This is a genomic window from Pseudomonas sp. (assembly GCF_030683065.1).
In the GTDB taxonomy this organism is placed as follows: Bacteria; Pseudomonadota; Gammaproteobacteria; order Pseudomonadales; family Pseudomonadaceae; genus Aquipseudomonas.
Genome location: NZ_JAUXMX010000050.1, coordinates 42074 through 68409 on the forward strand (window position 1 = coordinate 42074; position 26336 = coordinate 68409).

At 62.6% G+C, this 26336-nt stretch carries 25 protein-coding genes; 20 read left to right on the plus strand and 5 right to left on the minus strand.

All coding sequences use genetic code 11. The features are described from left to right. Nucleotides 1–9: 9 nt before the first annotated feature. Genes Q8K09_RS16475 through Q8K09_RS16500 form a run of 6 tightly spaced genes read left to right on the plus strand, consistent with a single transcriptional unit; the run spans nucleotide 10 to nucleotide 6878 of the window. On the plus strand, nucleotides 10–756 hold the full coding sequence (locus Q8K09_RS16475) for an RDD family protein (protein WP_305256074.1): 747 nt from the start codon (nucleotides 10–12) through the stop codon (nucleotides 754–756). Next, nucleotides 753–1733: a stage II sporulation protein M gene (locus tag Q8K09_RS16480; protein WP_305256075.1), complete on the plus strand. Its 981-nt coding sequence runs from the start codon at nucleotides 753–755 to the stop codon at nucleotides 1731–1733. Before Q8K09_RS16475 ends, Q8K09_RS16480 begins: the two co-directional genes overlap by 4 nt. Next, nucleotides 1720–3285, plus strand: coding sequence for a DUF4129 domain-containing protein (locus Q8K09_RS16485; protein WP_305256076.1), 1566 nt, complete (start codon nucleotides 1720–1722; stop codon nucleotides 3283–3285). Before Q8K09_RS16480 ends, Q8K09_RS16485 begins: the two co-directional genes overlap by 14 nt. Continuing rightward, the gene (locus Q8K09_RS16490) at nucleotides 3282–4475 is read left to right on the plus strand and encodes a DUF4350 domain-containing protein (protein WP_305256077.1); all 1194 of its coding nucleotides are present in this window, start codon (nucleotides 3282–3284) and stop codon (nucleotides 4473–4475) included. Before Q8K09_RS16485 ends, Q8K09_RS16490 begins: the two co-directional genes overlap by 4 nt. Continuing rightward, on the plus strand, nucleotides 4472–5521 hold the full coding sequence (locus Q8K09_RS16495) for a MoxR family ATPase (RefSeq protein ID WP_305256078.1): 1050 nt from the start codon (nucleotides 4472–4474) through the stop codon (nucleotides 5519–5521). Before Q8K09_RS16490 ends, Q8K09_RS16495 begins: the two co-directional genes overlap by 4 nt. Before the next feature lie 25 nt (nucleotides 5522–5546). Further along, nucleotides 5547–6878, plus strand: a complete 1332-nt coding sequence (locus Q8K09_RS16500; RefSeq protein ID WP_305256079.1) for a DUF58 domain-containing protein — start codon at nucleotides 5547–5549, stop codon at nucleotides 6876–6878. A 181-nt stretch (nucleotides 6879–7059) separates the two neighbouring features. Here the strand turns inward: Q8K09_RS16500 and Q8K09_RS16505 are convergent, their stop codons facing one another. Continuing rightward, nucleotides 7060–7347: a PA4642 family protein gene (locus Q8K09_RS16505; protein ID WP_305256180.1), complete on the minus strand. Its 288-nt coding sequence runs from the start codon at nucleotides 7345–7347 to the stop codon at nucleotides 7060–7062. A gap of 217 nt (nucleotides 7348–7564) precedes the next feature. Here Q8K09_RS16505 and dauA point away from each other — a divergent pair, with 217 nt between their 5' ends. Continuing rightward, complete coding sequence (gene dauA / locus Q8K09_RS16510; RefSeq protein ID WP_305256080.1) at nucleotides 7565–9292, plus strand: C4-dicarboxylic acid transporter DauA; 1728 nt, start codon at nucleotides 7565–7567, stop codon at nucleotides 9290–9292. A gap of 124 nt (nucleotides 9293–9416) precedes the next feature. Here dauA and Q8K09_RS16515 read toward each other — a convergent pair whose 3' ends face one another. Continuing rightward, nucleotides 9417–9974, minus strand: a complete 558-nt coding sequence (locus Q8K09_RS16515) for a hypoxanthine-guanine phosphoribosyltransferase (protein ID WP_305256081.1) — start codon at nucleotides 9972–9974, stop codon at nucleotides 9417–9419. 251 nt (nucleotides 9975–10225) lie between these two features. On the opposite strand from Q8K09_RS16515, the gene upp reads away from it, so the two are divergent. Together upp and Q8K09_RS16525 are read left to right on the plus strand one after the other, a co-directional pair. Beyond that, nucleotides 10226–10864 carry a uracil phosphoribosyltransferase gene (gene upp, locus Q8K09_RS16520; protein WP_305256082.1) on the plus strand — a complete coding sequence of 213 codons (639 nt, stop codon included), beginning with the start codon at nucleotides 10226–10228 and terminating at the stop codon, nucleotides 10862–10864. Between the two features lie 2 nt (nucleotides 10865–10866). Continuing rightward, a complete protein-coding gene (locus tag Q8K09_RS16525; RefSeq protein WP_305256083.1) occupies nucleotides 10867–12135 on the plus strand; it encodes a uracil-xanthine permease family protein in 1269 nt (422 codons plus the stop codon). A 214-nt stretch (nucleotides 12136–12349) separates the two neighbouring features. On the opposite strand, the gene Q8K09_RS16530 is transcribed toward Q8K09_RS16525, so the two are convergent. From Q8K09_RS16530 to Q8K09_RS16540, 3 genes are all read right to left on the minus strand, one after another. Then, entirely contained in the window at nucleotides 12350–13681 is a 1332-nt protein-coding gene (locus Q8K09_RS16530) for an MFS transporter (RefSeq protein WP_305256084.1), read from the minus strand. A 194-nt stretch (nucleotides 13682–13875) separates the two neighbouring features. Next, the gene (gene hemH / locus Q8K09_RS16535; protein WP_305256085.1) at nucleotides 13876–14898 is read right to left on the minus strand and encodes a ferrochelatase; all 1023 of its coding nucleotides are present in this window, start codon (nucleotides 14896–14898) and stop codon (nucleotides 13876–13878) included. A 16-nt stretch (nucleotides 14899–14914) separates the two neighbouring features. Further along, the gene (locus Q8K09_RS16540) at nucleotides 14915–15817 is read right to left on the minus strand and encodes a TIGR01777 family oxidoreductase (protein WP_305256086.1); all 903 of its coding nucleotides are present in this window, start codon (nucleotides 15815–15817) and stop codon (nucleotides 14915–14917) included. Nucleotides 15818–16398: 581 nt separating this feature from the next. Here Q8K09_RS16540 and Q8K09_RS16545 point away from each other — a divergent pair. From Q8K09_RS16545 to Q8K09_RS16595, 11 genes are all read left to right on the plus strand, one after another. After that, nucleotides 16399–17385 carry an NAD(P)/FAD-dependent oxidoreductase gene (locus Q8K09_RS16545; RefSeq protein ID WP_305256087.1) on the plus strand — a complete coding sequence of 329 codons (987 nt, stop codon included), beginning with the start codon at nucleotides 16399–16401 and terminating at the stop codon, nucleotides 17383–17385. Continuing rightward, a complete protein-coding gene (locus tag Q8K09_RS16550; RefSeq protein WP_305256088.1) occupies nucleotides 17382–17627 on the plus strand; it encodes a TIGR02450 family Trp-rich protein in 246 nt (81 codons plus the stop codon). The genes Q8K09_RS16545 and Q8K09_RS16550 overlap by 4 nt, the downstream gene beginning before the upstream one ends. A 228-nt stretch (nucleotides 17628–17855) precedes the next feature. Beyond that, complete coding sequence (locus tag Q8K09_RS16555; RefSeq protein ID WP_305256089.1) at nucleotides 17856–18824, plus strand: DUF523 and DUF1722 domain-containing protein; 969 nt, start codon at nucleotides 17856–17858, stop codon at nucleotides 18822–18824. 2 nt (nucleotides 18825–18826) lie between these two features. After that, nucleotides 18827–19789: a MerR family transcriptional regulator gene (locus Q8K09_RS16560; protein WP_305256090.1), complete on the plus strand. Its 963-nt coding sequence runs from the start codon at nucleotides 18827–18829 to the stop codon at nucleotides 19787–19789. Continuing rightward, nucleotides 19786–21234, plus strand: a complete 1449-nt coding sequence (gene phrB, locus Q8K09_RS16565; RefSeq protein WP_305256091.1) for a deoxyribodipyrimidine photo-lyase — start codon at nucleotides 19786–19788, stop codon at nucleotides 21232–21234. The genes Q8K09_RS16560 and phrB overlap by 4 nt, the downstream gene beginning before the upstream one ends. Continuing rightward, nucleotides 21231–21653 carry a nuclear transport factor 2 family protein gene (locus tag Q8K09_RS16570; protein ID WP_305256092.1) on the plus strand — a complete coding sequence of 141 codons (423 nt, stop codon included), beginning with the start codon at nucleotides 21231–21233 and terminating at the stop codon, nucleotides 21651–21653. Before phrB ends, Q8K09_RS16570 begins: the two co-directional genes overlap by 4 nt. After that, complete coding sequence (locus Q8K09_RS16575; protein WP_305256093.1) at nucleotides 21650–22408, plus strand: SDR family oxidoreductase; 759 nt, start codon at nucleotides 21650–21652, stop codon at nucleotides 22406–22408. Before Q8K09_RS16570 ends, Q8K09_RS16575 begins: the two co-directional genes overlap by 4 nt. Further along, nucleotides 22405–23652, plus strand: a complete 1248-nt coding sequence (locus Q8K09_RS16580) for an NAD(P)/FAD-dependent oxidoreductase (RefSeq protein WP_305256094.1) — start codon at nucleotides 22405–22407, stop codon at nucleotides 23650–23652. Before Q8K09_RS16575 ends, Q8K09_RS16580 begins: the two co-directional genes overlap by 4 nt. Next, nucleotides 23652–24464, plus strand: a complete 813-nt coding sequence (locus tag Q8K09_RS16585; protein ID WP_305256095.1) for a DUF1365 domain-containing protein — start codon at nucleotides 23652–23654, stop codon at nucleotides 24462–24464. The genes Q8K09_RS16580 and Q8K09_RS16585 overlap by 1 nt, the downstream gene beginning before the upstream one ends. After that, nucleotides 24451–25725, plus strand: coding sequence for a cyclopropane-fatty-acyl-phospholipid synthase family protein (locus tag Q8K09_RS16590; protein WP_305256096.1), 1275 nt, complete (start codon nucleotides 24451–24453; stop codon nucleotides 25723–25725). The genes Q8K09_RS16585 and Q8K09_RS16590 overlap by 14 nt, the downstream gene beginning before the upstream one ends. Continuing rightward, nucleotides 25718–26245, plus strand: coding sequence for a DUF2878 domain-containing protein (locus tag Q8K09_RS16595; RefSeq protein WP_305256097.1), 528 nt, complete (start codon nucleotides 25718–25720; stop codon nucleotides 26243–26245). Before Q8K09_RS16590 ends, Q8K09_RS16595 begins: the two co-directional genes overlap by 8 nt. Nucleotides 26246–26336: the final 91 nt, after the last annotated feature.

Here is a 26336-nt window from a genome sequence, read left to right on the forward strand (position 1 = left end):
AGACCGCCGATGCCGTATTCCGCCACCTCGCCAAGTTCGCGCTCGCCTCGACCGTCCATCCAGCCGTCAACTGCACTGCTGGATACCCGCTATGAGGTGGAAACCCCGGAAGGTATCGACCTGCTCCTGCGTCCTGCGGGCCTGGTGCCGCGCGTCTTGGCGTTCGCCATTGACCTGCTGATTCGCGGCCTGTTGTTGCTGGTGATGTACGTCGTCCTCGGCCTGCTTGGCAAGTTCGGCATGGGCCTGGCGACTATCCTGCTGTTTCTGGTGACCTGGTGGTACATGGTGCTGTTCGAGGTATTCAACCAGGGTCGCTCCCCCGGCAAGCAAATCCTCGGCCTGCGTGTAGTGCACGATGACGGCACCCCAGTCGGCTGGGCCGCCTCACTGACCCGTAACCTGCTGCGTTTTGTCGATCTGCTGCCGTTCGCCTACACGCTGGGCATTCTCAGCTGCCTCAATCACCCGGCGTTCAAACGCCTCGGCGACATTGCCGCCGGTACCCTGGTGGTCTACCGCGACAGCGTACCCGAACGCCCGAGCCTGCCACTGGCCGAACCGCTGCCTGCACCTTTTGCTCTGGACCGGTTCGAGCAACGGGCCGTACTCGGATTTGCCGAGCGTGGCGCCAACCTGTCCACTGAACGCCGTGCCGAGCTGGCGGCGATTCTGGCCGAGCCGCTGCAAATCCCCCGCGAGCAGGCGGAACAACGCATCAACAGCCTAGCCCGCAGCTTGCTGGGGCCAACATGAAACAGAACCTGTTCGAAAACCGCCACCAAGCCGACTGGCAAGCTTTCGCCGAACAACTTGACGCCCTCGAGCGCGGCACGACCGACCTCCAGCAGTGCCTGGGCTTTGCCGCGGCTTACCGGCGCCTCTGCCAACAACTGGCCCTGGCCCAGGCGCGGGCTTACAGCAACCACCTGACTGAACAGCTCCAGCACTTGGTGTTGCGCGGCCACCAACAGTTCTATCGCCACCGCAGCCCCTTGGGCGCGCAGTTGATCGGCTTCCTACTGGCCGGCTTCCCGCGCCTGGTTCGCGCCGAATGGCGCTGCGTGCTGGTTGCCAGCCTGATGTTTTTCGGCAGCCTGCTGGGCATGGGGGCACTGGTCTACCTGTTCCCCGAACTGATCTACAGCCTGGTCGACCCCGCACAAGTGGCAAGCATGGAGCAGATGTACGACCCCGACGCCCGGCGTCTAGGTCGCTTCGGCGAACGCCAGTCGGGCGACGACTGGCTGATGTTCGGCTTTTACATCATGAACAACATCGGCATCGCCTTTCAGACCTTTGCCAGTGGCCTGCTGTTCGGCCTGGGTAGCCTGTTCTTCCTGCTGTTCAACGGTTTGATGATCGGCGCGGTGGCCGGCCACCTGACCCAGATCGGCTACGGCGAGACCTTCTGGTCGTTCGTCATCGGCCATGGCGCATTCGAGTTGACCGCCATCGCCTTGGCTGGCGGCGCCGGCCTCAAACTGGGCTGGGCACTGCTTGCGCCAGGTCGCCGGTCACGCAGCGAAGCCTTGCGCTTGGCCGCCGGGTGCAGCGTGCGCCTGATTGGCGGCGTGATTGTATTGCTGTTGCTCGCGGCGTTCGTCGAGGCTTACTGGTCCTCGATGACCTTCGCCGAGCCGACCGCCAAATATGCAGTTGGCGCCATACTCTGGCTGCTGGTGCTGAGTTACCTGCTGCTGGCCGGGCGAGGTAGCCATGCGCCTGACTGATGCCAGCGTGGCAATCCGCCCGCGCAGCCCCTGGGAAGCACTGGACCTCGGCGTGCTCCTGGCACGTCGTCATGCAGGCCTGCTGATGGCCAGCTGGGCATTGGTCACAGTGCCGATCTTCGCCCTGCTCTGCCTGTTGCTGTGGGACTCCCCGGGCTGGGCGATATTCGCCTTCTGGTGGCTGAAGCCGGCCTACGAGCGCCTGCCGCTATACATCCTCGCCCGCGCCCTGTTCGGCGACACACCCAGTCTCAAGCAAGCGCTCAAGGCCTTGCCCAGCCTGCTCAGGCCACAACTGCTAGCCAGCCTGACCTGGCGCCGGTTCAGCCCGACGCGCAGCTTCGACCTGCCGGTGTTGCAACTCGAAGGCTTGTCCGGTCAGGCGCGCAGCCAGCGCCTGGTAGTCCTGGGCCAGCGCGATGCGGGCGCCGCAAGTTGGTTGACGGTGGTCGGTATGCACCTGGAAATAGCGCTGTGGCTGGGCCTGGCCAGCTTGTTCTACCTGCTGTTGCCGGCGCAGATCGAGCTGGACTGGAGCTGGCAGAGCCTGGCCAATGCAGCAGTCGACGAGTGGCTGTGGCTGGAACACCTGTCCAACCTGCTGTACGTATTGGTGCTGATCGTCTGGGAGCCGGTCTACGTCGCCTGCGGCTTTACCCTCTACCTGAACCGACGCACCGCTCTGGAGGGCTGGGATATCGAACTGGTGTTCCGCCAACTGCGCCAGCGCCTGACCGGCGTGGCCTACGCCCTGTTACTCGGTTGCGGCTTATTGCTACTGCAGACGCCGACCGCGGCCATGGCCGCCGAGATCGTCACCAGCCCGCTGCCCGGCCCCGAGGCCGCGCGCCTGCTCAAACAACCGCTGAACAGCCAGGCGGCCCGCGACAGCATCAGTCAACTGCTGGATCAGCCGCCCTTTGAACACCGCGAAACTGTCACCCGCTGGCGCTTCGGCGAGCCAGAACAAGCCGCAGACGGGAGCGAGGAGCAACTCAGCGGCCTGTTTGAACTGATCGAGAAATTCTTCAAGCTGGCCGAGTTCTGGAACAGCATCGACGCCGTCGCGCTGTTTTTCGAGGCCCTGCTCTGGGCGGCCATGCTCGGACTGGCGGCACTGTTGATCTGGCGTTATCGGCAATGGCTCGGCGCCTTCGTTAGGCGTATTGGCCTGCCGCAGCGCGCCGCAACGCCGCCCAGCAGCCAGCTGTTCGGCCTGGAAGTGACCGCCCAAAGCTTGCCCGCAGATATCGCCGGCACAGCCGAGCAGCTATGGGCCGAACACCCCCGCGCGGCCCTCGGCCTGCTCTATCGCGCCCTGCTCAGCCGCCTGTTGGAGGACTATCGACTGCCCCTGAACAGCGCCTTTACCGAGAGCGAAGTGCTGCACCTGATCGAGGGCCTGGAGCAACCCGAACTGACCACCTTCAGCCAGACCCTGACCCTGCACTGGCAGAACCTCGCCTACGGCCAGCGCCTGCCGCCGGATGATCTGCGCCAGGCGCTGTGCCAAGACTGGCGAGACCTGTTCGATGACGGGGCGCGAGGATGAGCAGACGCCACTTATTACTGCTCGGCAGCGCGCTGGTGCTTGGCATGGGCTTGCTCGGCCTCTATTTGCTGAGCCGCGCGCAACCCTATGCAGAAACCATCGAGCACGGCCCGGCACCCGAGGCGCAGGCCAACCCATATCTGGCCGCCGAACACTTTCTTCGTCAGCAGGGCCTAAAGGTGCAGCGCAGCGCTGACTTGCGGCTGCTACCCACTTTGTCCAGTGCCGGGCAGACCCTGCTGCTACTTGCCGACCGTGAGCGCATGAGCCCGCGCCAAGTCGAACACCTGCTGGCCTGGACGGCCAAAGGTGGGCACCTGGTGTTCGTTGCCGAACGCCTGTGGGATGAGGATGAGGGTAAAAGTGCTGACCTGCTGCTCGACAGCCTGGGCATTCAGCAGTACCAGAGCGACGAGCTAGACCAGCCAGACGGTGAGACCGAGGAGCCCGCTCTGGATGCCGACGAGGCCACGGCCAGTGCCTACCCGGAGCTGACTCAGCTCTACCTGGAAAACGAGCAAGCCCCGGCTTACTTCAGTTTCGACACCGGCTTTCACCTCTACGATGCCGAAAATCGCGCCCATGCCTGGGCCAACAGCGCTGCGGCGACCCACCTGGTCCAGCTCTATCATGGCGACGGTCTGGTCAGCGTACTGAGCGACAGCTGGATCTGGCAGAACGACAGCATCGCCAATTACGACAATGCCTGGCTGCTCTGGTACCTGAGCCAGGACAGCGCCGTGACCCTGCTCTACCATGCCGATCGCGACAGCCTGTTCAGCCTGCTGCTGCGCTACTTCCCCCAGGCCTTGCTGGCCCTGGCGCTACTGCTGGGTCTCGGCCTGTGGCGCGTCGGTATGCGTCAGGGTCCGCTGCAAGCGCCGGCCAGCCCCAATCGCCGGCAATTGCAGGAGCACCTGCGCGCGAGCGCCGACTTCCTCCTGCGCCGCTGCGGCCAGCACAGCCTGCTACAAGGCCTGCAACGGGATATCAGGCGCCGCGCGAACTACCGTCACCCCGGTTTCGAACGCCTCGGTGTAACCGAACAATGGCAGGTACTGGGACGATTGACCCGCTTGCCCAGCCGCGCCATCAGCCAAGCCATGCGACCGCTGCCCAAGCAGCGCCTGTCCGCCGTTGACTTCACCCGTCAGGTCGCCCACCTGCAAACACTCAGGAATGCCCTATGAGCGAATACACGCCCGAACCGCCGAGCAGCCCCGCCGCAGAACCTCCGGCCGCTGCCGCGCCGGTCCCCGCGCCGAGCAATCCTGCACAGCAGCGCCAGCGCGCCAGCCAGCTTGCCCAGGCCCTGCGCCTGGAGTTGCACAAGGCGCTGATCGGCCAGAATGCGGTGGTTGACGATGTGCTCACCGCCCTGATCGCCGGCGGCCACGTACTGATCGAAGGCGTCCCCGGCCTGGGCAAGACCCTGCTGGTACGCGCCCTGGCGCGTTGCTTCGGCGGCGAGTTTGCACGCATCCAGTTCACCCCGGACCTGATGCCCAGCGACATCACCGGTCACGCCGTGTACGACCTGCAGAGCGAACAGTTCAAGCTGCGCAAGGGCCCGGTGTTCACCAACCTGTTGCTGGCTGACGAAATCAACCGCGCCCCGGCCAAAACCCAGGCGGCGCTGCTGGAAGTGATGCAAGAGCGCCAGGTCACCCTCGAGGGGCGTGCACTGGCGGTGCCGCTGCCGTTCATGGTGCTGGCCACGCAAAATCCGATTGAGCAGGAAGGCACCTACCCGCTGCCGGAAGCCGAACTGGATCGCTTCATGCTCAAGCTGCGCATGGACTACCCCGAGCAGGCCGATGAGCTGAGCATGGTGCGCCAGGTCACCCGCTCGACCCGTGCCGACATGCTCGACGTCAGCACCTTGCGCACCCTGCTGCAAGCCAAGGACCTGCTGGCCATGCAGAAGATCGCCAGCGACCTGCCGCTCGACGAACAGGTGCTCGACTATGCCGTGCGTCTGGCGCGCGCCACCCGTACCTGGCCGGGCCTGATTCTCGGTGCCGGGCCACGGGCCTCGATTGCCCTGGTACGTGGCGGACGTGCCCGTGCCCTGTTGCGCGGTGGCGACTTCGTCCTGCCGGACGACATCAAGGGCTGCGCCCTCGCCGTGCTGCGCCATCGCGTGCGCCTGGCGCCGGAGTTGGATATTGAAGGTCTGTCGGTCGACCAGGTGCTTCAGCAGTTGCTCGACCAGGTGCCGGCACCACGTCTATGAACCAGTCGACCCTGAGCGCGCACGCATGAAGCCTTCGCGCACGCTGCTGATCTTGCTCGGCGTCCTGCTCGGCCTGGCTATTGCCCTCGGCGTTCTGCAGGCGCTGGCGGTAAACGTGCCGCAAAGCCTGCACGCGCTCTGGTGGGGCGTGTTGCTGACGCTGACTGGCGCGGCACTGGTTGACGCCCTGCGCGTGCGCCAATTGCCCTCGCCACGTATCGAGCGCCTGCTGCCGGGCAATCTGCCGCTGGGGCGCTGGAGCGAGATCCGCCTAACCCTGCACCACACCTATGCCCAGCCCTTGGTGCTGGACGTATTCGACCATGTAGCCGACGGCATGGCGTTCGAGCAGCTGCCGCAACGCATCGAACTGCACCCCGGGGAACAGACCCAATTCGCCTACCGCGTGCGACCGCTGGTGCGCGGGCACTTCCATTTCAGCCAGTGTGAACTCGACCTGCCCAGTCCGCTGCGCCTGTGGTCTGCGCGCCGCTACCTGAGCTTGCCTGGAGAAACCCGGGTCTACCCGGACTTCGCCCACCTGCATGGTGCGCAGTTAATGGCGGTGGATAACTGGCTCAGCCAGCTTGGCGTACGCCAGCGACCCCGGCGTGGCCTGGGTATGGAATTCCACCAACTGCGCGAGTTCCGCGACGGCGACAGCCTGCGCCAGATCGACTGGAAAGCCACTGCACGCAAGCGCATACCGATCGTGCGCGAATACCAGGATGAACGCGACCAGCAGATCATCTTCCTGCTCGACTGCGGCCGGCGTATGCGCAGCCAGGATGGCGAACTGGCGCACTTCGACCACGCCCTCAATGCCTGCCTGCTGCTCAGCTATGTGGCCTTACGCCAGGGCGATGCGGTGGGCCTGGCAACCTTTGCCGGAGAGCAACAGCGCTTCCTCGCGCCGGTCAAAGGCCAGGCGCAGCTCAATGTGCTGCTGAACGCCGTCTATGACCTTCGCAGCAGCCTGCAGCCGGCCGACTACGCCGCCGCGGTCGACAGCCTGCTCGCCCGCCAACGTCGTCGCGCCCTGGTGGTGCTGGTGAGCAACCTGCGTGACGAGGATGATGAGGAATTATTGAACGCGGTCAAACGCATCAGCCGCCAACACCGCGTGCTGGTCGCCAGCCTGCGTGAAGAAGTGCTCGACACACTGCGCCACGCGCCGGTCGAAGATTTTGCCACGGCCCTGAGCTACTGCGGCACGGTCGACTACCTCAATGATCGCGCCGGCCTGCACGAGCGGCTGGCCGCGCACCATGTGCCGGTACTCGACGTCCGCCCCAGCGAGCTCGGCCCGCAACTGGTCAGCCGCTACCTGGCCTGGAAGAAGGCCGGGGTGCTGTAATGACGCGGGCCGCGTAGGCCTGGCCGCGTAGGATGGTGTTGAGCAAAGCGATACCCATCAAGCGATAGACCTGCTTGCGCCCATGATGGGCTACGTCGCAGCGGATCTTGCGGGTTCATCGCCAGCGGCAACAGGCGCCTAACCGACGCGGCCTATCCTACGTCCTACGGGGAATCGCAGATCAGCCGCGGGCGGCCTTGATCACTTCGACATAGGCTTCGGCAAAGCGCTGATCCTGGACCAGGGCGATGAAGTCGCGACCCTCGACATCCTTGGCCTCGAGGTCGTAGCCGGCTTCGACGAAGAAGCCAACGAAACGCGTGAAATCATCGATGCGCAGGCCGCGGTAGGCCTTGATCAGTTTATGCAGCGACGGCGGCGTGGCGTCAGCCGGTTCCACGGTAAGGAACAGCTTGATCGGCTCATCACCAATCTCGTCACCAATCACCTGTTTCTTGTCTTTACGCATCATTCACTCCAACTCGGCAGGCCACACGGGGCCGGCAGTGTAACTCTGGCAACGGCCGCGGCTCAACGCACAAGCGGCAATCGCAAGTCTGAGCCTACCGGCCCCACAGCTAACCTGACTGTGTAACACGCGCAACGCCGCCAGCAACAGCCGACTTAGGTCGGCACCCTGGCTGAGTCTCAGGCTTTATACTCCGCGCAGCCATGTCGGAGGCCTCATGTCGTTATCCTTACCGCCACTGTTCGCCGCCTGGCGCCAGAGCCTGCGTGCCGGCTATGGCTGGAAGAGCCTGCGCGGCGACTTGAGCGCCGGTGTCACCGTCGGCATTATTGCCATTCCGCTGGCCATGGCCCTGGCGATTGCAGTGGGTGTGGCGCCGCAGCACGGCCTTTATACGGTGCTGATCGCCGCGCCACTGATCGCCCTGTTCGGCGGCTCGCGCTTCAATGTCTCCGGCCCCACCGCTGCCTTCGTGGTGATCCTGCTGCCGATCACCCAGCAGTTCGGCCTCGGTGGCCTGCTGCTATGCACCCTGATGTCCGGGCTGATCCTCATAGCCTTGGGTTTGCTGCGTGCCGGCCGCCTGATCGAGTTTATCCCCTACCCGGTAACCCTGGGCTTTACCGCCGGTATTGGCATTGTCATCGCCACCTTGCAGATCAAGGACCTGTTCGGCCTGAATCCGGTTGGCCAGCCGAGCAACTACGTGGAGCAATTGAGCCTGCTGCTGCAGTCACTGCCTGGCTTGCAGTTCGCCGACAGCCTGGTGGCGCTGGTCTGCCTGGCCGTGCTGGTGCTCTGGCCGCGCTGGGTACCGAAGGTGCCCGGACACCTCGCCGCCCTGGCCGTGGGCGCCTTGCTCGGCCTGCTGCTGGAACACTACGGCCTGCCGGTGGCGACCCTTGGCGAGCGTTTCAGCTACACCCTGGACGGCATCGAGCACCCAGGCATCCCGCCGTTCCTGCCGAGTTTTGCCTGGCCCTGGCACCTGCCCGGAGCGGATGGCCAGCCGCTGCAGATCTCCTTCGAACTGATCCGCCAATTGCTCGCACCGGCCTTCGCCATCGCCATGCTTGGCGCCATCGAGTCACTGCTATGCGCGGTGGTCTCCGACGGCATGACCGGCAGCAAACACGACCCCAATGGCGAGCTGATCGGCCAGGGCATCGGCAATCTGGTGGCGCCCCTATTCGGTGGCATCACCGCCACCGCCGCCATCGCCCGCAGCGCCGCCAACGTCCGCGCCGGGGCTTTTTCACCGCTGGCGGCGATCATTCATGCCGGCGTGGTGCTGATCGCCATCCTGTTTCTCGCCCCGCTGTTCAGCTACCTGCCGATGGCCGCCATGGCCGCCTTGCTGCTGATGGTCGCCTGGAACATGAGCGAGGCGCGGCACGTGCAGCACACCCTGCGCATCGCCCCACGCAGCGATGTGCTGGTGCTGCTGACCTGCCTGGTACTGACGGTATTGTTCAACATGGTGCTGGCGGTTGGCGTCGGCCTGCTGCTGGCCGCCGGATTGTTCATCAAACGCATGAGCGACCTGACCGACACCGCCGCCTTGCCCAAGCATTTCCACGAGGCGCTGAGTGATCTGCCCGAGCATGTCCTGGCCTACGCCATTCGCGGCCCGCTGTTCTTCGGCGCAGCGGAAAAGGCCTTGAGCGTGCTGCGCCGCCTCAGCCCTGAGGTGCGGGTGGTAATCGTTGATATCAGTGCGGTGCCGTTGCTCGACATGACCGCCCTGGCGGCGCTGGAGAGTGTACTGCGCGACTACCGCGCACAAGGCGTGGGCCTGGTACTCAGCGGGCCGACGCCGCAGGTACGCCTGCAACTGCGCCGCGCCGGTATTCAGCGCGTCGAGGGCCAACTGGCCTATGTACGCGACCTCGATCAGGCGCGGGCAAAGGCGCTGCGCTGGCTGCAGCCAGGCGACAGCGCTTAAGAGATTGCGCCGTGCCGGGTAGGGTGCGCCCTCCCCCGCATTGCATCAGGGCTACCGCAGGACACCGCCGATTCGAGGCACACCAGCAGACTCGGTGCGCACGGCGCACGCTACCGAGCAGCGCTTACATGCCCTTGACCGCATAGATCCCGGCGGCATTGCGCCAGTAGCCTTTGTAATCCATACCGTAGCCGAAGACGTAACGGTCGATGCACGACAGACCGACGTAATCGGCCTTGAGGTTAGGACGCGCCTTGCGCTGGTGGTCCTTGTCGATCAGGACGGCGGTATGCACGGCGCTCGCACCGGCGTGGCGGCAAAAGTCGATGATCGCGCCCAGGGTATGCCCTTCATCGAGGATGTCGTCGATGATCAGCACGTCGCGGTCGATAAAGGAGATTTCCGGCTTGGCTTTCCAGAACAGCTCGCCGCCGCTGGTTTCGTTGCGATAACGGGTGGCATGCAGGTAGGACAGCTCCAAGGGGAAATCCAGCTTGGGCAGCAGCTTGCCGGAGAAGATCAAGCCACCGTTCATCACGCAGAACACCACTGGGTTGCGCTCCGCCAGTTCGGCGTTGATCGCGGCGGCTACCTGGTCGATGGCCGCTTCAACTTCGGCTTCCGTGTACAAGCAATCAGCTTCCAGCATGACTTGGCGGATATGCGTTAGATCGACGGGCATGGTCTTTCCTCATAAGAGTGAGCAAACGCTGAACAAGCACAAAAGCTGATCGATGCGTCAAAATAAAAGTCGGCAAAGGTACCCATCCACCCCAGTCGGAGCAAGCCTTTGCAGACAAACTGCCGGAAATACGCGTAATCGGCGACATCTCATACTAATTTCCTGCAAGCCGCCTGCATCTGCGCGCCAACGGCACAAAGCCAGTGCTAATCTAGCTCAATTTTTTTTGCCAGCCCGCCGGAGAACCCGCCATGCCCATCCTCGAGATTCGTCACCCGCTGATTCGTCACAAGCTCGGCCTGATGCGGCGCGCCGATATCAGCACCAAGAACTTCCGCGAACTGGCCCAGGAAGTCGGTGCCCTGCTGACCTACGAAGCGACCAACGACCTGCCTCTGGAGAACTACGACATCCAGGGCTGGGCGGGCACCGTACAGGTGGAGAAAATTGCCGGCAAGAAAATCACCGTGGTGCCGATCCTGCGCGCGGGTATCGGCATGCTCGAAGGTGTACTTAGCCTGATTCCGGGAGCCAAGGTCAGCGCCGTCGGCGTGGCGCGCAATGAGCAAACCCTGCAGGCGCATACCTACCTGGAAAAACTCGCCCCGGAGATCGACGAGCGCCTGGCCTTGATCATCGACCCGATGCTCGCCACCGGCGGCTCCATGGTCGCCACCATCGACCTGTTGAAGAGAGCCGGCTGCAAGGAAATCCGCGCCATGGTTCTGGTGGCCGCTCCCGAAGGGATCAAGGTGGTCAACGATGCCCACCCTGACGTGATGATCTTCACCGCATCAATCGACGAGCGCCTCAACGAACACGGCTACATCATTCCCGGCCTGGGCGACGCCGGCGACAAGATATTCGGCACCAAGCAGAAGGACGCCTGATCATGCAGGATCACATGCAGGACGCCACCTGGCGTCAGGCCCTGGCTGGCTCGCAGATGCTCTTTGTGGCCTTCGGCGCACTGGTGCTGATGCCGCTGATCACCGGCATGGACCCCAACGTGGCGCTGTTTACCGCAGGGCTCGGCACCCTGATCTTCCAGCTGGTGACCAAGAATCAGGTGCCGGTGTTTCTCGCCTCGAGCTTCGCCTTTATCGCACCAATCCTCGCCGCCAAGAACGACTTCGGCCTGCCGGCTACCCTCGGCGGCCTGGTTGCCGCAGGCGTCGCCTACATGCTCCTGGCCGGGGTAGTGAAGCTCAAGGGCACGGGCTTTATCGACCGCCTGTTGCCACCGGTGGTAATTGGCCCGGTAATCATGGCCATCGGCCTGGGCCTGGCTCCCGTGGCCGCCAACATGGCCATGGGCAAAGCGGGCGACGCCAGCGTGCAGCTGGTGCCTTACGACATCGCGCTGATGATTTCCCTGCCGGCCCTGCTTACCACCCTGATGGTTGCGGTGATCGGCCGCGGGGTCTTTCGCCTGATCCCGATTCTCTGTGGCATCGCCGTAGGCTATGTACTGGCCTGGCTACTCGGTGTGGTCGACTTCAGCCCGGTGACCGTTGCACCCTGGCTGGCCGTGCCGAATTTCGTCGCACCCGAACTGCACTGGGGAGCGATCCTGTTCATCCTGCCGGTGGCCATCGCACCGGCCATCGAGCATATCGGCGATGTGCTGGCGATCGGCACGGTGACCGGCAAGAACTACCTGAAGAACCCGGGCCTGCATCGCACCTTGCTCGGCGACGGCCTGGCCACCTCGGCCGCCGGCCTGCTCGGCGGGCCGCCCAACACCACCTACTCGGAAGTCACCGGCGCAGTAATGCTGACCAAGAACTTCAACCCCAAGGTGATGCTCTGGGCAGCCGTGATCGCCATGACCCTGGCCTTTATCGGTAAATTCGGCGCGCTGCTGCAGAGCATTCCGGTGCCGGTGATGGGCGGCATTCTCTGCCTACTGTTCGGGTCCATCGCCGTAGTCGGGCTCAATACCCTGATCCGCCATCAGGTCGACCTGTCCGAGGCGCGCAACCTGGTCATCGTCGCGGTGACGCTGGTGTTCGGCATCGGCGGCATGGTCATCGGTGCCGGCGACGTCAGCCTGAAAGGCATCTCGCTGTGCGGCATCATCGCCATCGTCCTCAACCTGCTGCTGCCCGGCGGCAAGGGCTGGCGCAGCAAGGCACTGAGCGACGGGCCGGAGGCCTAGGCACGGCTTGCGGATGCCAGCGGTGGACAATGCTTCACGATGTCCACCGCACACCCGCTCTTCGTAGCCCGGATGAAATCCGGGGGCGGTCTTATGGCGACTACCGATGTCCCGGATTGCATCCGGGCTACCGACTGGAGCAACAAGACGCTTAGCGAAGAGCAACCTGCATGGCACCTGGTGCGCACAGCGCACCCGAGGCCTGGGCCAGCACTCAGGCCGGTTCTGCCGCCCACTGCTGCAACCGCACCACACTTTCCCGGTAGGGTTTGAGGCTCATGCTCAGCAGCACGATGGAGCTAAACACCGCGATGCTGGTGACGATCAGCAGCGAGTAGCGCAGTGCCATGTCGTCGGCGAATACGTAGTCGGTGACCAGCGCCACGGCGGTCGGGCCGATACCCAGGCCGATCAGGGTAATCACGAACAGGTAGATCGCTGACGCCTGGCCGCGCATCGAGTTGGGCATGATTTCCTGGATCGCCGCCGGCGCCACACCGAACGGCATACTCAGGAAAAACACCGCCGGCGCAGTAAGAATCGCCGCCCACAGCGCAGTTTCCATCAACGGGAAGGCCAGCACACATGGCACCGCGCCGATGGCCGCATACAGACCAACGCGCATGTTGGCGTCGCTGCTACCACGCTTGGCCATCCAGTCAGCCAGGCGCCCGCCAAAGACGATGCCCAGGCAACCGAACACCGCGACGATGCTGCCGTAGATGATGCCGACCTGACCGGCGTCCCAGCCATAGGTGCGAATGAAGAACGTCGGAATCCAGGCCGCACTGCCGTAGCCAGCGAAGGCCAGGCCGGCGAAGCCGAAGTTATGGCAAAGCACAGTGCGCTTGTTGGCGCGAATATAGCGGCCGACATCGGCCAGCGGCACCGCGACGCCAGCTCCGACGCCACGCCGCGCCGGTTCCTTGACCGCCAACATCAACAGGGTAAAGAGCACCCCAGCCACGCCCAGAATCAGGAAGATCAACTGCCAGGGCCGTACTTCGCCGACCACTGGCAGCAGCACATCGCCCTGGGCCGAGGCGAACTGGATGACCAGCCCGCCGAGCAGAAAAGCCAGGCCCGAGCCCAGGTAGACACCCATCGAATAGACGCTGATTGCAGTAGCACGGCGCTCGGCCGGAAAGCTGTCGGCAATCAGCGAATAAGCCGCTGGCGATAGGGCCGCCTCACCGACACCGACACCAATCCGGCAGATAAGAAACTGCCAGTACAACTTAGCCAGGCCGCAGGCTGCAGTGGCCGCACTCCAGAACAGCACACCGATGGCAATCAGGCCACGCCGGCTCTTGGTATCGGCCAGGCGCCCCAGAGGAATACCGCAAACGGTGTAGAACAGGGCGAAGGACAAGCCCATCAGCAGGCTCATCTGCGTGTCGCTGATCATCAGATCGCGACGGATCGGCTCCACCAACAGGTTGAGAATCTGCCGATCGATAAACGACAGCACATAGGCCACCATCAAAATGGCGACAGTAGTCCAGGCGCGGGCACTGGAGGGATAGCCGTTATTGTTGTTGGGCACTGGCAGTCTCCTCGGCAGCGCAGGTGCGCTACACGACGGTTGAATGAGCTGCCAGCTTAGGTCGAGATACAGCGCGATGAGTATCGCCCGTAGGTGTTATCAGTCAGGCGAATGCACGGCATCCTTTCGAGCTAATGCATCCACCTGATACTCGGCTAGCAGTCCATTGCAAGCGTAGGCAAGGAAGCGGACTGCTAGAGCATTAGCGGTGCACGCTCGCTGAGGGTCTTCAGCGCCGCCACCCAGCGCGGGTGGTCGTTGAGGCAGGGCACCAGCTGCAGGCTTTCGCCACCTGCCGCGACAAACTGCTCAAGACCGCGATCGCCGATCTCCTCCAGGGTTTCGATGCAGTCGGCAACGAACGCCGGGCACATCACCAACAACTTCTTGACGCCCTGCCCGGCCAACTCCTCGAGGCGAGCTTCAGTGTAGGGTTCGATCCATTTATCGCGGCCCAGACGAGACTGGAAGGATACCGACCACTGCTCCGGGCGCAGGCCCATACGTTCGGCAAAGGCTGCAGCGCTGCGCATGCATTGCGCGCGGTAGCAGGTTGCGAGCACTTCCGGCGGCGCTGTCTGGCAGCAATCGGGGCCTTTGAGGCAATGCTTGCTCGGGTCAAGCTTGCGCAGATGACGTTCCGGCAAGCCGTGAAAACTCAGCAGCAAGTGGTCGAAATCTTGCTCCAGATAAGGCTTGGCACTTTCGACCAGCGCCTCTATGTATTCCGGCTGGTCATAGAACGGCGCCAGCAAGGAGAAACGCATGTCCAGGTTGCCCGCGCGCACTGCCCGCTTGGCTTCCTCGATTACCGTGGTCGTGGTGCTATCGGCAAACTGTGGATAAAGCGGCGCCAGTGTCACCTGCTTGATGCCTTGCGCTGCCAGACGCTGGAGTACGGTATTGATCGATGGCTCGCCGTAGCGCATCGCCAACTCGACCGGGCCCTGGGTCCACTGCGCCTTCATGGCCGTCTGCAGGCGCTTGCTCAATACCACCAGAGGCGAACCGTCCTCCCACCAAATGGACGCATAGGCGTGGGCTGAAGCAGCAGGTCGCTTGATCAGAATCAGCGACACCAGCAACCGGCGTAACGGCCAGGGGAGATCGACCACATAGGGGTCCATCAGAAATTGATTGAGGTAGCGCCTTACATCAGCTACTTCGGTCGACGCGGGTGAACCCAGGTTGACCAGCAGCAGGGCGTGATTACTCATGCAGAATCCTTATCAGTCAGTGTCGACCCAGCAAATCTGCCAGGGCCGTATCCAGATCGGTGAAACGAAAACTAAAGCCGGCTTCGCTCAGGCGAACCGGCAATGCGCGCTGGCCGCCCAGCAGCAAACCGGACAACTCACCCAGGCCGACGCGCAACACCAAGCCCGGCACCGGCAGTAGCGCCGGACGGTGCAGGGCGCGGCCCAGCGCGCGGGTAAACTCGGCATTGCGCACCGGGTGTGGGGAACAGGCATTATATGGACCGCTGGCCTGCTCCTGCTGCAAGAGAAAATCAATCAGGGCAATTTGATCGGCCAGATGCACCCACGGCATCCACTGCCGGCCATCACCCAAACGTCCGCCCAGGCCAAGCTTGAATGGCAGCAACAGGCGCTTGAGAAAGCCGCCGTCCCTGGCCAGTACCAGCCCGGTGCGCACCAGCACCACGCGAATGCCCATGGCTTCGGCGCGCTGCGCGGTTTCCTCCCAGGCGCCGCACAACTGGGCGGCAAAATCCTCGCTGACCGGCGGCGTATCTTCGTGCAGCTCGCGCTCACCACCATCGCCATACCAGCCCACTGCCGAACCGGACAACAATACCCGCGGCTTGTTTGCGCGCGCCTGCAACCAGCTCAGCAATTGCTCGGTAAGGCCGATACGACTGGCCCAGAGCAGGCTCTTGCGCTTGCTGCTCCAGGGTCGGTCGGCAATAGGCGCACCGGCCAGATTGACCACCGCGTCCACCTGTTCGTCGCCCAGCTCTTCGAGCCGGCCGATGCCGCGCACCTGCGCCCCGCAAAGCCCCGCAACCTGCTGCGGACTGCGGCTCCACACGGTCAACTGGTGGCCCTGCAGCGCCCAATGCTGACAAAGACCACGACCGATCAAGCCGGTCCCACCGGTGAGCAATATGTGCATGGCATCCTCCTCGCGTTACGTTAGCCAACCTGATGACCATCAGTCTGACTTATGGCCGGACAACGTGCCTTTAATCCGGCGCAAAATTGTCTTAAACATCGACATGATGTGATTGAATCCGATAATCCCTATACATACAAACAATATTGTATAGGTTTTGTATAAAGCGTAGCCTTGCACAGAAGCTCAAGAGCTAATCGGCAAAGGGCAATCGAGCACACCCGGATGAATGGAAAACGGCCGGGGCAGGCACGCACTACTGGAGATTACCGGCTCAGTTAAAGCTGCGGGTCGTGCCCATTGGGACGGCAGCGCCGAAGCCGCGGTCAATCGCGACCTGACCAGTAAGCCGCCAACCCGGACTTACGCTGCCGATAGCGATAAACCAGCAAGATCCGTTGCGCCGTGATCTGCGCAGCCCGCTCAGCACGTGATACGAGATTTCATGATTGACATGACACCAATCGACCCACTGAAGCACGCTGCTAGCGAGCAGCTTGCCGAGGTCGATTGCAACGCTGCATAGTTGAGCGCAGTAGCTTTTTTTCAGCCTGCGAGCGCCCTGAAGTCAAGAGGTAAACATGACCGCACCCATCGCCATCATCGGTACCGGCATCGCCGGTCTGTCCGCCGCCCAAGCGTTGCACGCCGCCGGACATGAGGTTCAGTTGTTCGATAAAAGCCGCGGCAGCGGCGGCCGCATGGCCAGCAAACGCAGTGATGTCGGCGCCCTCGATCTGGGCGCGCAATACTTCACTGCGCGCGACCGGCGCTTTGTCGATGTGGTTCAGCAATGGCAGGCCCGTGGTTGGGTCGCCGAATGGACACCGAACCTCTATCACAGCCGTAACGGTCAACTCAGTGCCTCGCCAGACGAACAGGTGCGCTGGGTCGGCAGCCCACGCATGAGTGCGATTACCCGCGCCATGCTGGGCGCCCTGCCAGTACATTTCTCCTGCCGGATCACCGAAGTGTTTCGCGGCACACAACACTGGAACCTGCAGGACGCCGAAGGTAACAGCTACGGCCCTTTCAGCCATGTGGTAATCGCCGCCCCCGCCCCACAAGCCAGCGCGCTGTTGGCGGCTGCGCCGAAACTCGCCAGCGCGGCCTCCAGCGTGGTCATGGAACCAACCTGGACAGTCGCCCTGGCCTTTGCCAACCCACTGGAAACCAAGGTCGATGGCTGCTTCGTGCAAGACAGCCCGCTCGACTGGCTGACACGCAATCACAGCAAACCCGGTCGCGACGGCAACCCGGATACCTGGGTGCTGCACGCCAGCAGCAGCTGGAGCAAACAGCACCTGGACATGCCCAAGGAGGATGTGATCGAACACCTGCACGGCGCATTTGCCGAGCTGATCGACTGCAGCATGCCAGCCCCCATGTTCAGCCTGGCGCACCGCTGGCTTTACTCCCGACCTGCCAGCGCCCACCAGTGGGGCTCGCTGGCAGACGCCGACCTGGGTTTGTATGCCTGTGGCGACTGGTGCCTGTCCGGTCGAGTAGAGGGCGCCTGGCTGAGCGGCCAGGACGCCGCGCGCAAACTGCTGGCGCACTTGCAATGAGCGGCGCAGCGCCCAGGCTGACCGCCAGGCACCGGATCAACCCACGCAAACTGCTGCTGTCCAAATGGACGGCAGTACAGCCGCAAAATCGTGAGAAACACTTTCTGGTCAGCGAGTTGTTCTGCGATGAAGAAGGCAATGTGCTGCAGGTCGAACTACAGGCGGTGCTTAACCAGCGCAGTCAACGCCTGGACTGGCAAGCACTCGAAGACGCCACACACTGGCACATGGGCTGGAAGTAGCCCGTTTTCGAACAGCCTGCTGAATCAGCAGCAGGTATGGCCAAACAGCCAACCCCGCGCGCAGGCGAGCCATTGACGTCGACACAGCACGACGGGCAGGGCCAGTTCAACGGACCAATCCAGTACAACACTTGTACAAAGTATTTGACTTGTACAACAGCACACCTATGATGAACACAAGTTGTACATTATTCGATCTATGTACAAGTAGCCATTAGAGGTTGTGCCATGAAACCGTCCCAAGTCGCCTCCAGCAAACCCAAACTTGCCATCAGTGCTTGCCTGCTGGGCGCTGAAGTGCGCTACAACGGCGGCCACAAGGAATCACGGCTGTGCAGCCGTACCCTTACAGAGCATTTCGATTTCGTCCCGCTATGCCCCGAAGTAGCAATTGGCTTGGGCACCCCGCGCGAACCCATACGCCTGGTCGGTGACCCGGCGGCACCCCGCGCAGTGGGCACCGTACAGCGTGAACGCGACGTCACTGAACCCCTGGCTGCCTATGGTGCGCAGATGGCGGGAGAACTGGACGACATCTGTGGCTATATCTTCATGCAGCAATCGCCGTCCTGCGGCCTGGAGCGGGTCAAGGTCTACCAGGAAAACGGCCGCCCCAGCGAACCCAAGGGCCGCGGCATATACGCCGAGGCATTCTGTGCCAGACGCCCTGATCTGCCAGTTGAGGAAGACGGCCGACTCAATGACCCTATCCTGCGTGAGAACTTCATCACTCGCGTGTTTGCTTATGCACAATGGCAGCAATTGCTGCGTGACGGCCTGAGCCGCAAGGCGCTGCTGGACTTCCACTCGCGCTACAAATACCTGCTGATGGCCACCCATCCGCTGCAATACAAAACGCTCGGTCGCCTGCTCGGCAACCTGCACCAGCATGATCTGCAGGAGTTGGCCCCGCGCTATTTCAGCGAACTGATGGCAGCGCTGAAGAAGTGCGCGACCCGGCGCACTCACAGCAACACACTGCAGCACCTCAGTGGCCACCTCAAGCAGGCTCTGAGCAGCGTAGAACGTCAGGAAATGCAGCAGCTGATCGGCCAATACCGCAACGGCATCGTGCCGCTGGTAGTCCCCCTCACCATGCTCAAGCATCATTTCCGCCGCCACCCGGACAACTATGTAGCTACGCAGGTTTACCTGCAGCCACACCCAGAAAACCTCAGCCTGCGTAATGCCCTTTGAACATGGACGAACCGACTCAGCAACTCACCGACCACGACGAACCTACTGCGGCCGGCGATGACTACCAGAACGCATTGGCCAAGGGCTTTCTGCCAATACGCGATGTTGCCCGGCTTACCGGCGTGAATGCCGTAACCCTGCGCGCCTGGGAGCGCCGCTATGGCCTGATCGTGCCGCACCGCACGCCAAAGGGCCATCGCCTGTATTCGGACGAACATGTGGCGCAAGTCCAGACCATCCTCACCTGGCTCAACCGGGGCGTCTCGGTTGGCCAGGTCAAAGGCCTGCTGCGCGCCAACCAGCCGGCGTTTGCCGAAGCCACTTCGCAATGGGATGAAAAATGCCAGCACCTGCAGGAAGCCATCTGCAACCTGGCGGAACGGCGCCTGGACGAGTGTTTCAATAGCGAACTGGCCCTCTACCCGCCACACACCTTGTGCAAACAGCTGCTGCTGCCACTGCTCGATGCCCTTGAGCTGCGCTGGCGTGGCCAGTTTGGCGCCCAGGCCGAACGGGTGTTCTTTTACTCCTGGCTGCGCAGCAAGCTAGGCGCGCGGCTCTATCACAACAACCGCCAGCAGGGCGGCGCACCGCTGCTAATGGTCAATCTTTCCGACCTGCCGATGGAACCCGGCCTGTGGCTAACCGCCTGGCTGGCCAGCAGCGCCGGCTCGGCAGTAGAAGTATTCGACTGGCCATTGCCGCCAGCAGAACTGGCCATGGCAATCGAGCACATCCAGCCCAAGGCGTTGCTGCTGTATTCCAGCCAAGCGTTGAACAGCACACATTGGCCACGCTTGCAGGCCGGCTATGACTGCCCGTGCTTGGTCATCGGCCCTGCGGCGCACATTCATCATCAGGAGTTGCAGGCCCTGGCTCTGCAGAACAGTGCCCTGGGCATGGCGCAAGACCCGCTAAGCGCCCTGCAAATTCTCTCCGATCTCAACCTGCTGGACAGCCAATGACTACGCCACAACTGATATGGCTGCGCACCGACCTGCGTGTGCAGGACAACAGCGCACTGGCCGCAGCCATGGCAGCAGGACCAACGGTCGCCCTGTTTTTGCTCAGCCCCGCGCAATGGCAGGCCCACGACGATGCCCCGAGCAAGGTCGATTTCTGGTTGCGCAACCTGACCGAGCTGAGCCGTGAACTGGCTGCACTCAACGTGCCCCTGCTGGTGCGTCAGGCCGATGACTGGAGCGGCGCGCCACAGGTAATCGCCGAGCTTTGCCAGCAGTTGCAGATTGCTGCGGTACAGGTCAACGAGGAATATGGCGTTCACGAAAGTCGCCGTGACCAGGCCGTGGCCCAAGCCCTGGACGCACTCGGGATCAACTTCCACAGTCACCTCGACCAGCTATTCTTCAGGCCTGGTAGCGTGCTGACCAAATCTGGCGGCTACTTCCAGGTCTATAGCCAGTTTCGCAAAGTCTGCTACCAGCGCCTGCACAGCGCCCTGCCCGCACTGATCCCGCACCCGACCGCACAGGCGACACTGAATATCGCCAGCGACCCTGTTCCCGTTGCGGTAGCAGGCTTTACGCCACCCAGCGACAGCCTGCGCCAGCTATGGCCGGCGGGTGAGCAGGAAGCCCACAACCGCTTACTGGCCTTTGCCGACGAGCAGATCAACTACTACCAGAGTGAGCGCGACTTCCCGGCAAAGCCCGGCACCAGCCGTCTGTCTGCCTACCTGGCCGCCGGCGTGCTGTCGCCACGTCAGTGCCTGCACGCCGCCCTGCAAGCCAACCAGGGCGAGTTCGACAGCGGCAATAGCGGCATTGTCACCTGGATCAACGAGCTGCTTTGGCGCGAGTTCTACAAACACATCCTGGTCGGCTACCCACGGGTATCCATGCGCCGCGCCTTTCGCCCGGACACCGACGCCCTGGCCTGGCGCCAGGCGCCGGACGAACTGGCTGCCTGGCAAGAGGGCCGTACCGGCTTGCCGATCATTGATGCCGCGATGCGCCAGCTGCTTGCCACCGGCTGGATGCACAACCGCCTGCGCATGGTCGTGGCGATGTTCCTGACCAAGAACCTGTTGATTGACTGGCGCGAAGGGGAGCGTTTCTTTATGCGTCACCTGATCGACGGCGACCTGGCGGCCAACAATGGCGGCTGGCAGTGGAGTTCATCCACCGGCACTGATTCGGCACCGTATTTCCGTATTTTCAACCCGCTCAGCCAATCCCAGCGCTTCGACCCGGACGGCACCTTTATCCGCCACTGGGTGCCGGAATTGACTGGCTTGAACAAAAAAGACATCCATAACCCGGCGGCCATGGGCGGTCTGTTCGGGATGGCGAATTACCCACGGCCCATCGTCGATCTGGCCAGCAGCCGCACCCGTGCGCTGGCGGCCTTCAAGCAGCTGCCGCATCTCGCGCCGGAGGCTCATGCATGAGTGATTTTCTGCGTCAATTCGCCCGTTCCTTCGCCACCCTGGACAAGGACAACCTTGCGAGCCTCGGCGATCTCTACAGCGACGACGCGCTGTTCCGCGACCCGCTGCATGAGGTACGCGGGCTGGCCAATATGCAACGCTACTTCACCGAGCTGTATAGCAATGTCAGCGAGCTGCGTTTCGATTTCTATGGCTTTGATCAGGTGCGCCCTGGCGAAGGCTACCTGCGCTGGACCATGAGCTACCGCCACCCGCGCCTGGCCGCCGGCCAACTGATTCGCGTGGAGGGCTGCTCCCACTTGCTGTGGACTGACAAAGTTCATCAGCACCGTGATTTCTTTGATGCAGGCAGTCTGCTCTACGAGCACCTGCCACTACTTGGCCGGGTCATCCGCTGGCTAAAAAGGAGACTGGCATGAGACGTATCTGGCTCACCGGCGCCAGCAGCGGCATCGGCGCCGCACTGGCCGAACTGTTGCTGCAACGCGGCTACCGCCTCGCGCTCAGTGCGCGTACCACTGAACCTCTGCACGCGCTGGCCGAGCGCTACCCGGAACAGGTCCTGGTCGCCGCCGGCGACCTCAGCGACGCCACCCAGGTACGGGCAATTGGCGAACGCATCGCTCAGGTATGGGGGGCACTGGACGGTGTGATTCTGAATGCCGGCACCTGCGAATACGTCGACGTGCAGAACTTCGAAGCCGCAATGATTGAACGGGTGGTGCGAGCCAACCTGTTCTCTGCCAGCTACTGCATAGAAGCGGCGCTGCCACTGCTGCGCCTGGGGCATCTACCACAGCTGGTCGGGGTAAGCAGCTCGGTGACCTATCTGCCGCTGCCGCGTGCCGAGGCCTATGGCGCGTCCAAGGCGGGCATGCGTTACCTGCTTGAAGCACTGCGTATTGACCTTGCGGCTGAGGGCATCGCCGTCACCGTGGTCAGCCCCGGCTTCGTCGATACGCCGCTGACCCAGAAAAATGACTTCCCCATGCCGATGCGCTGGCCGGTGGACAAGGCCGCCCGGCATATCGCCGAGCGACTGGATAAACGCCCCTACGAGATCGCGTTTCCCGGGCCCTTCATCGCCATTCTTCTGCTCCTGGCTCACCTGCCCAAACGCCTGCAAGTGGCCATCGGCAAGCGCATGGCTCGTACTACCAAGGACAGTGCATGAAAATCGCCATTATCGGCAGCGGTATCGCTGGTCTGACCAGCGCCTACCTGCTCAATCGAAACCATGAGATCAGCGTATTCGAAGCGGGTGACTGGGTGGGCGGCCATACCCATACGGTGAACGTCACTGTCGAGGGCAAAAGCTATGCGGTGGACACCGGCTTCATTGTGTTCAATGACTGGACCTATCCAAACTTCATTAACCTGCTCAACCAGCTCGGGGTCGGCTTCAAACCCACCGAGATGAGCTTCTCGGTGACTGACCCCGTCAGTGGCGTGGAGTACAACGGCAATAACCTCAACAGCCTGTTCGCCCAGCGCAGTAACCTGCTGTCACCCAAGTTCATCGGCATGGTGCGCGACATCCTGCGTTTCAACCGCGAGGCACTGGATGATCTGCAGCACAATCGGATAGATGCCGTCACCACCCTCGGCACCTACCTCAAGCAACGCGGCTACGGCGAACGCTTCACCCAGCACTACATCGTGCCGATGGGGTCTGCAATATGGTCGATGTCACTGGCCGACATGCTCGGTTTCCCCCTGCAATTCTTCGTGCGATTCTTCAAGAACCATGGTTTATTGTCGGTCAGCAACCGTCCTCAGTGGTGCGTGGTAGAAGGCGGTTCGAGCAGCTATGTGGCGCCACTGAGCGCGTCGTTCAAGCAACATATTCGGCTGAACTGTCCCGTACAGCGGGTCGAGCGTGATGCGACAGGCGTGACCCTGCACAGCGCCGCTGGCAGCGAGCGCTTCGACAAGGTGGTGTTCGCCTGCCACAGCGACCAGGCCCTCAAGCTACTCGCCCAACCATCGCAGGCCGAGCAGGAGATTCTGGGTGCCCTACCCTATGCCGACAATGACGTGGTGCTGCACAGCGATACTCGCCTGCTGCCCAAACGCCGCCTGGCCTGGGCCAGCTGGAACTATCGCCTTGGCGGGCCGGCCAATCAGCCTGCGGCGGTAACGTACGACATGAACATTCTCCAGGGAATTCAAAGCGACACCACCTTCTGCGTCAGCCTCAATCAAACGGCGCTGATCGACCCAACCAAGATCCTCGCACGCTACCGTTATGCCCACCCGCAATACAGCCTGGCCGGCATGGCCGCGCAGGCACGCTGGGAAGAATTGCTCGGCGCACAGCACAGCTATTTTTGCGGCGCTTACTGGGCCAACGGCTTCCATGAAGACGGCGTAGTCAGCGCCCTGCGCGTGGCGCGCGCCTTCGGCGAGGAGCTGTGATGAACAGCGCCCTGTACAGCGGCTGGGTGCAGCACCGGCGCTTCGCCCCCAAAGTTCATAACTTCCGCTACCGCATGGGCCTGCTTTATCTCGACCTGGACGAGCAGCAACAACTGTTCGACCTCTCACCCCTGGCCGGCAGCGGACGCTGGGCGCCTTTCGCCTTTCGTGAAACCGACTACTTGCCGCAATTCACCCGGGCCGGGGTCAGCCTGATCGACGCCGTGCGCCAGCGGGTCAGCGCAGCCCTGGGGCACACGCCGCAAGGCTCGGTCTGCCTGCTGACCCAGCCGCGCAGCTGGGGGCTGGCCTTCAATCCGGCGAGCTTCTTCTACTGCCATGAGGCCGATGGCAGCCTCGCGGCGATCCTCTGCGAAGTGAGCAATACCCCGTGGCGCGAGCGCTACCACTATGTGTTGCCGGCAGACGGCGAGGGTCATCAACACTTCGCCGTGGCCAAGGCCTTTCACGTCTCGCCTTTTTTGCCGCGTGAACTGGAATACCGCATGGCGTTCAGCCCCGCGGGTGAACGCCTGGGCATCCACATGGCCGACTGGATGACTGGCGAACAAGGCGATACCAAAGTGTTCGATGCCAGCCTCAGCCTGCAACGCAGCCCGCTCGACCGGGCAAGCCTGCATGCCTACCTGCGCAGCTTCCCCTGGATGACCGGCAAGACCGTCGCGGCTATCTACTGGCAAGCCCTGCGCCTGTTCGTCAAGCGCATCCCCCTAATTAGCCATCGAGCCGCGGAAGGTGAATTCCGTGTCGCTCGCCCAGTATCGAAGGACGTACACCATGAAAAGTTCTAGCCTGTCATCCGCGAAAACCTCGGTACGTGCGGGCAGCGGGATCGGCGCCAGCTTGCTGCGCCGCGCCGTCCTGCGCCAACTGAGCCAATTGCGCCACGGTCACCTGCGGATCATCGACGGCGATGATTTTCTCGAATTCGGTGACGCCACTGCCACCCTGCGCGCCGAAATCAGGGTGCTCGATGGCGCGCTCTGGGGCCTGGTCGCCGGTAATGGCTCGATAGGCGCTGGCGAAGCTTATATTCACGGTTACTGGAGCTCTCCAGACCTGACTGCGGTGATTCGCGTATTTGTCAGTAACCTGGAGTTGCTGGACGCCATGGAGCGCGGCCTGGCAAAGCTCGGCCGCCCTTTGGTGCAGAGCCTGCATTGGCTTAACCGCAATACCCGCAAAGGCTCGCGCAAGAATATCGCTGCCCACTATGACCTCGGCAATGAGCTGTTCGAGCAACTGCTTGACCCGACCATGATGTACTCCGCGGCCATGTTTGCGCGCCCGGAAGACAGCCTTGAGCAGGCGCAGCTGAACAAACTCGAACGCATCTGCCAGAAACTCGCGCTCAAACCCAGCGACCACCTGCTGGAAATCGGCACCGGCTGGGGCAGCATGGCAATCCATGCCGCCACCCATTACGGCTGCCAGGTGACCACCACCACCTTGTCGCGCGAGCAATACGCCTACACGGAGCGACGCATTGCCGAACTCGGCCTGGAAGATCGCATCACCCTGCTGCTAGAAGACTACCGTGACCTGCAAGGCCAGTACGACAAGCTGGTGTCGATCGAAATGATCGAAGCCGTCGGCCACCGCTTCCTGCCCACCTACTTCAAGCAGTGTGCGCAGTTGCTCAAAGATGACGGACTGATGCTGCTGCAAGCCATCACCATCCGCGACCAGCGCTACGAGCAGGCGAAGAAGAGTGTCGACTTCATCCAGCGCTATATCTTCCCCGGTGGCGCGCTGCCCTCGGTGCACAAGATGCTGGACATCATCACCACCAAGACCGACATGAACCTGCACCACATGGAAGACTTCGGCCAACATTACGCACGCACCCTGCGCCTGTGGCATGACAACCTGCAGCAGGCCAGGCACACGCTTGAGCAACTTGGCTACGACGAGCACTTCTATCGACTTTGGGAGTTCTACCTCTGCTATTGCGAGGGTGGCTTCATCGAGCGCACCATCGGCACCGCACAATTGCTACTGGCCAAGCCAGCGGCGCAACCGGAACCCTTGCTAGGAAATTTCGATGCCTAAACTGATCGCCAACGCCCTGCTCTTTCAGCTCGGCTGGTTCGCCTGCGTATTCGGTGGCGACAGCTTGTGGCTGCTAATAGTCGTAGCCGCAATGGCGGTGCACCTGCTCTGGGTCAGCAACTGGGCTGCCGAAGGCAAGCTGCTGCTGAGTGTATTTCTCGCCGGCAGCGCACTGGATAGCTTCCTGCTCAACCTCGGGGTATTCGACTTTGGCGAGCCGCGTAACATGATCCCGCTATGGCTGGCCCTGCTCTGGCTATTGCTGGCAACCACACTCAACCATTGCCTGGCCTGGACGGCCCGTCCCTGGTGGCGCGCCAGCCTGCTCGGCGCCTGCGCCGGCCCGCTGTCCTACTATGCCGGCGCACAAATCGCAGGCGTTGGCATGCCTTACGGCACCTGGCAGACGCTGCTCTTGCTGGCAGTAATCTGGGCGTTGGTAATGCCCGTGCTGCATGGATTTGCCAAGCTCTACCGCAGCCAACATGAACAAAGCGCTCGCACGCGCCAATCGACGTAGGCTGCGCCACCAGTAGCAGATTTGTGCATGCTCAGACGTGCGCACTCATTGGTGCGCACGGCGCACCCTACAATCTCCAAGCTGCATTGGT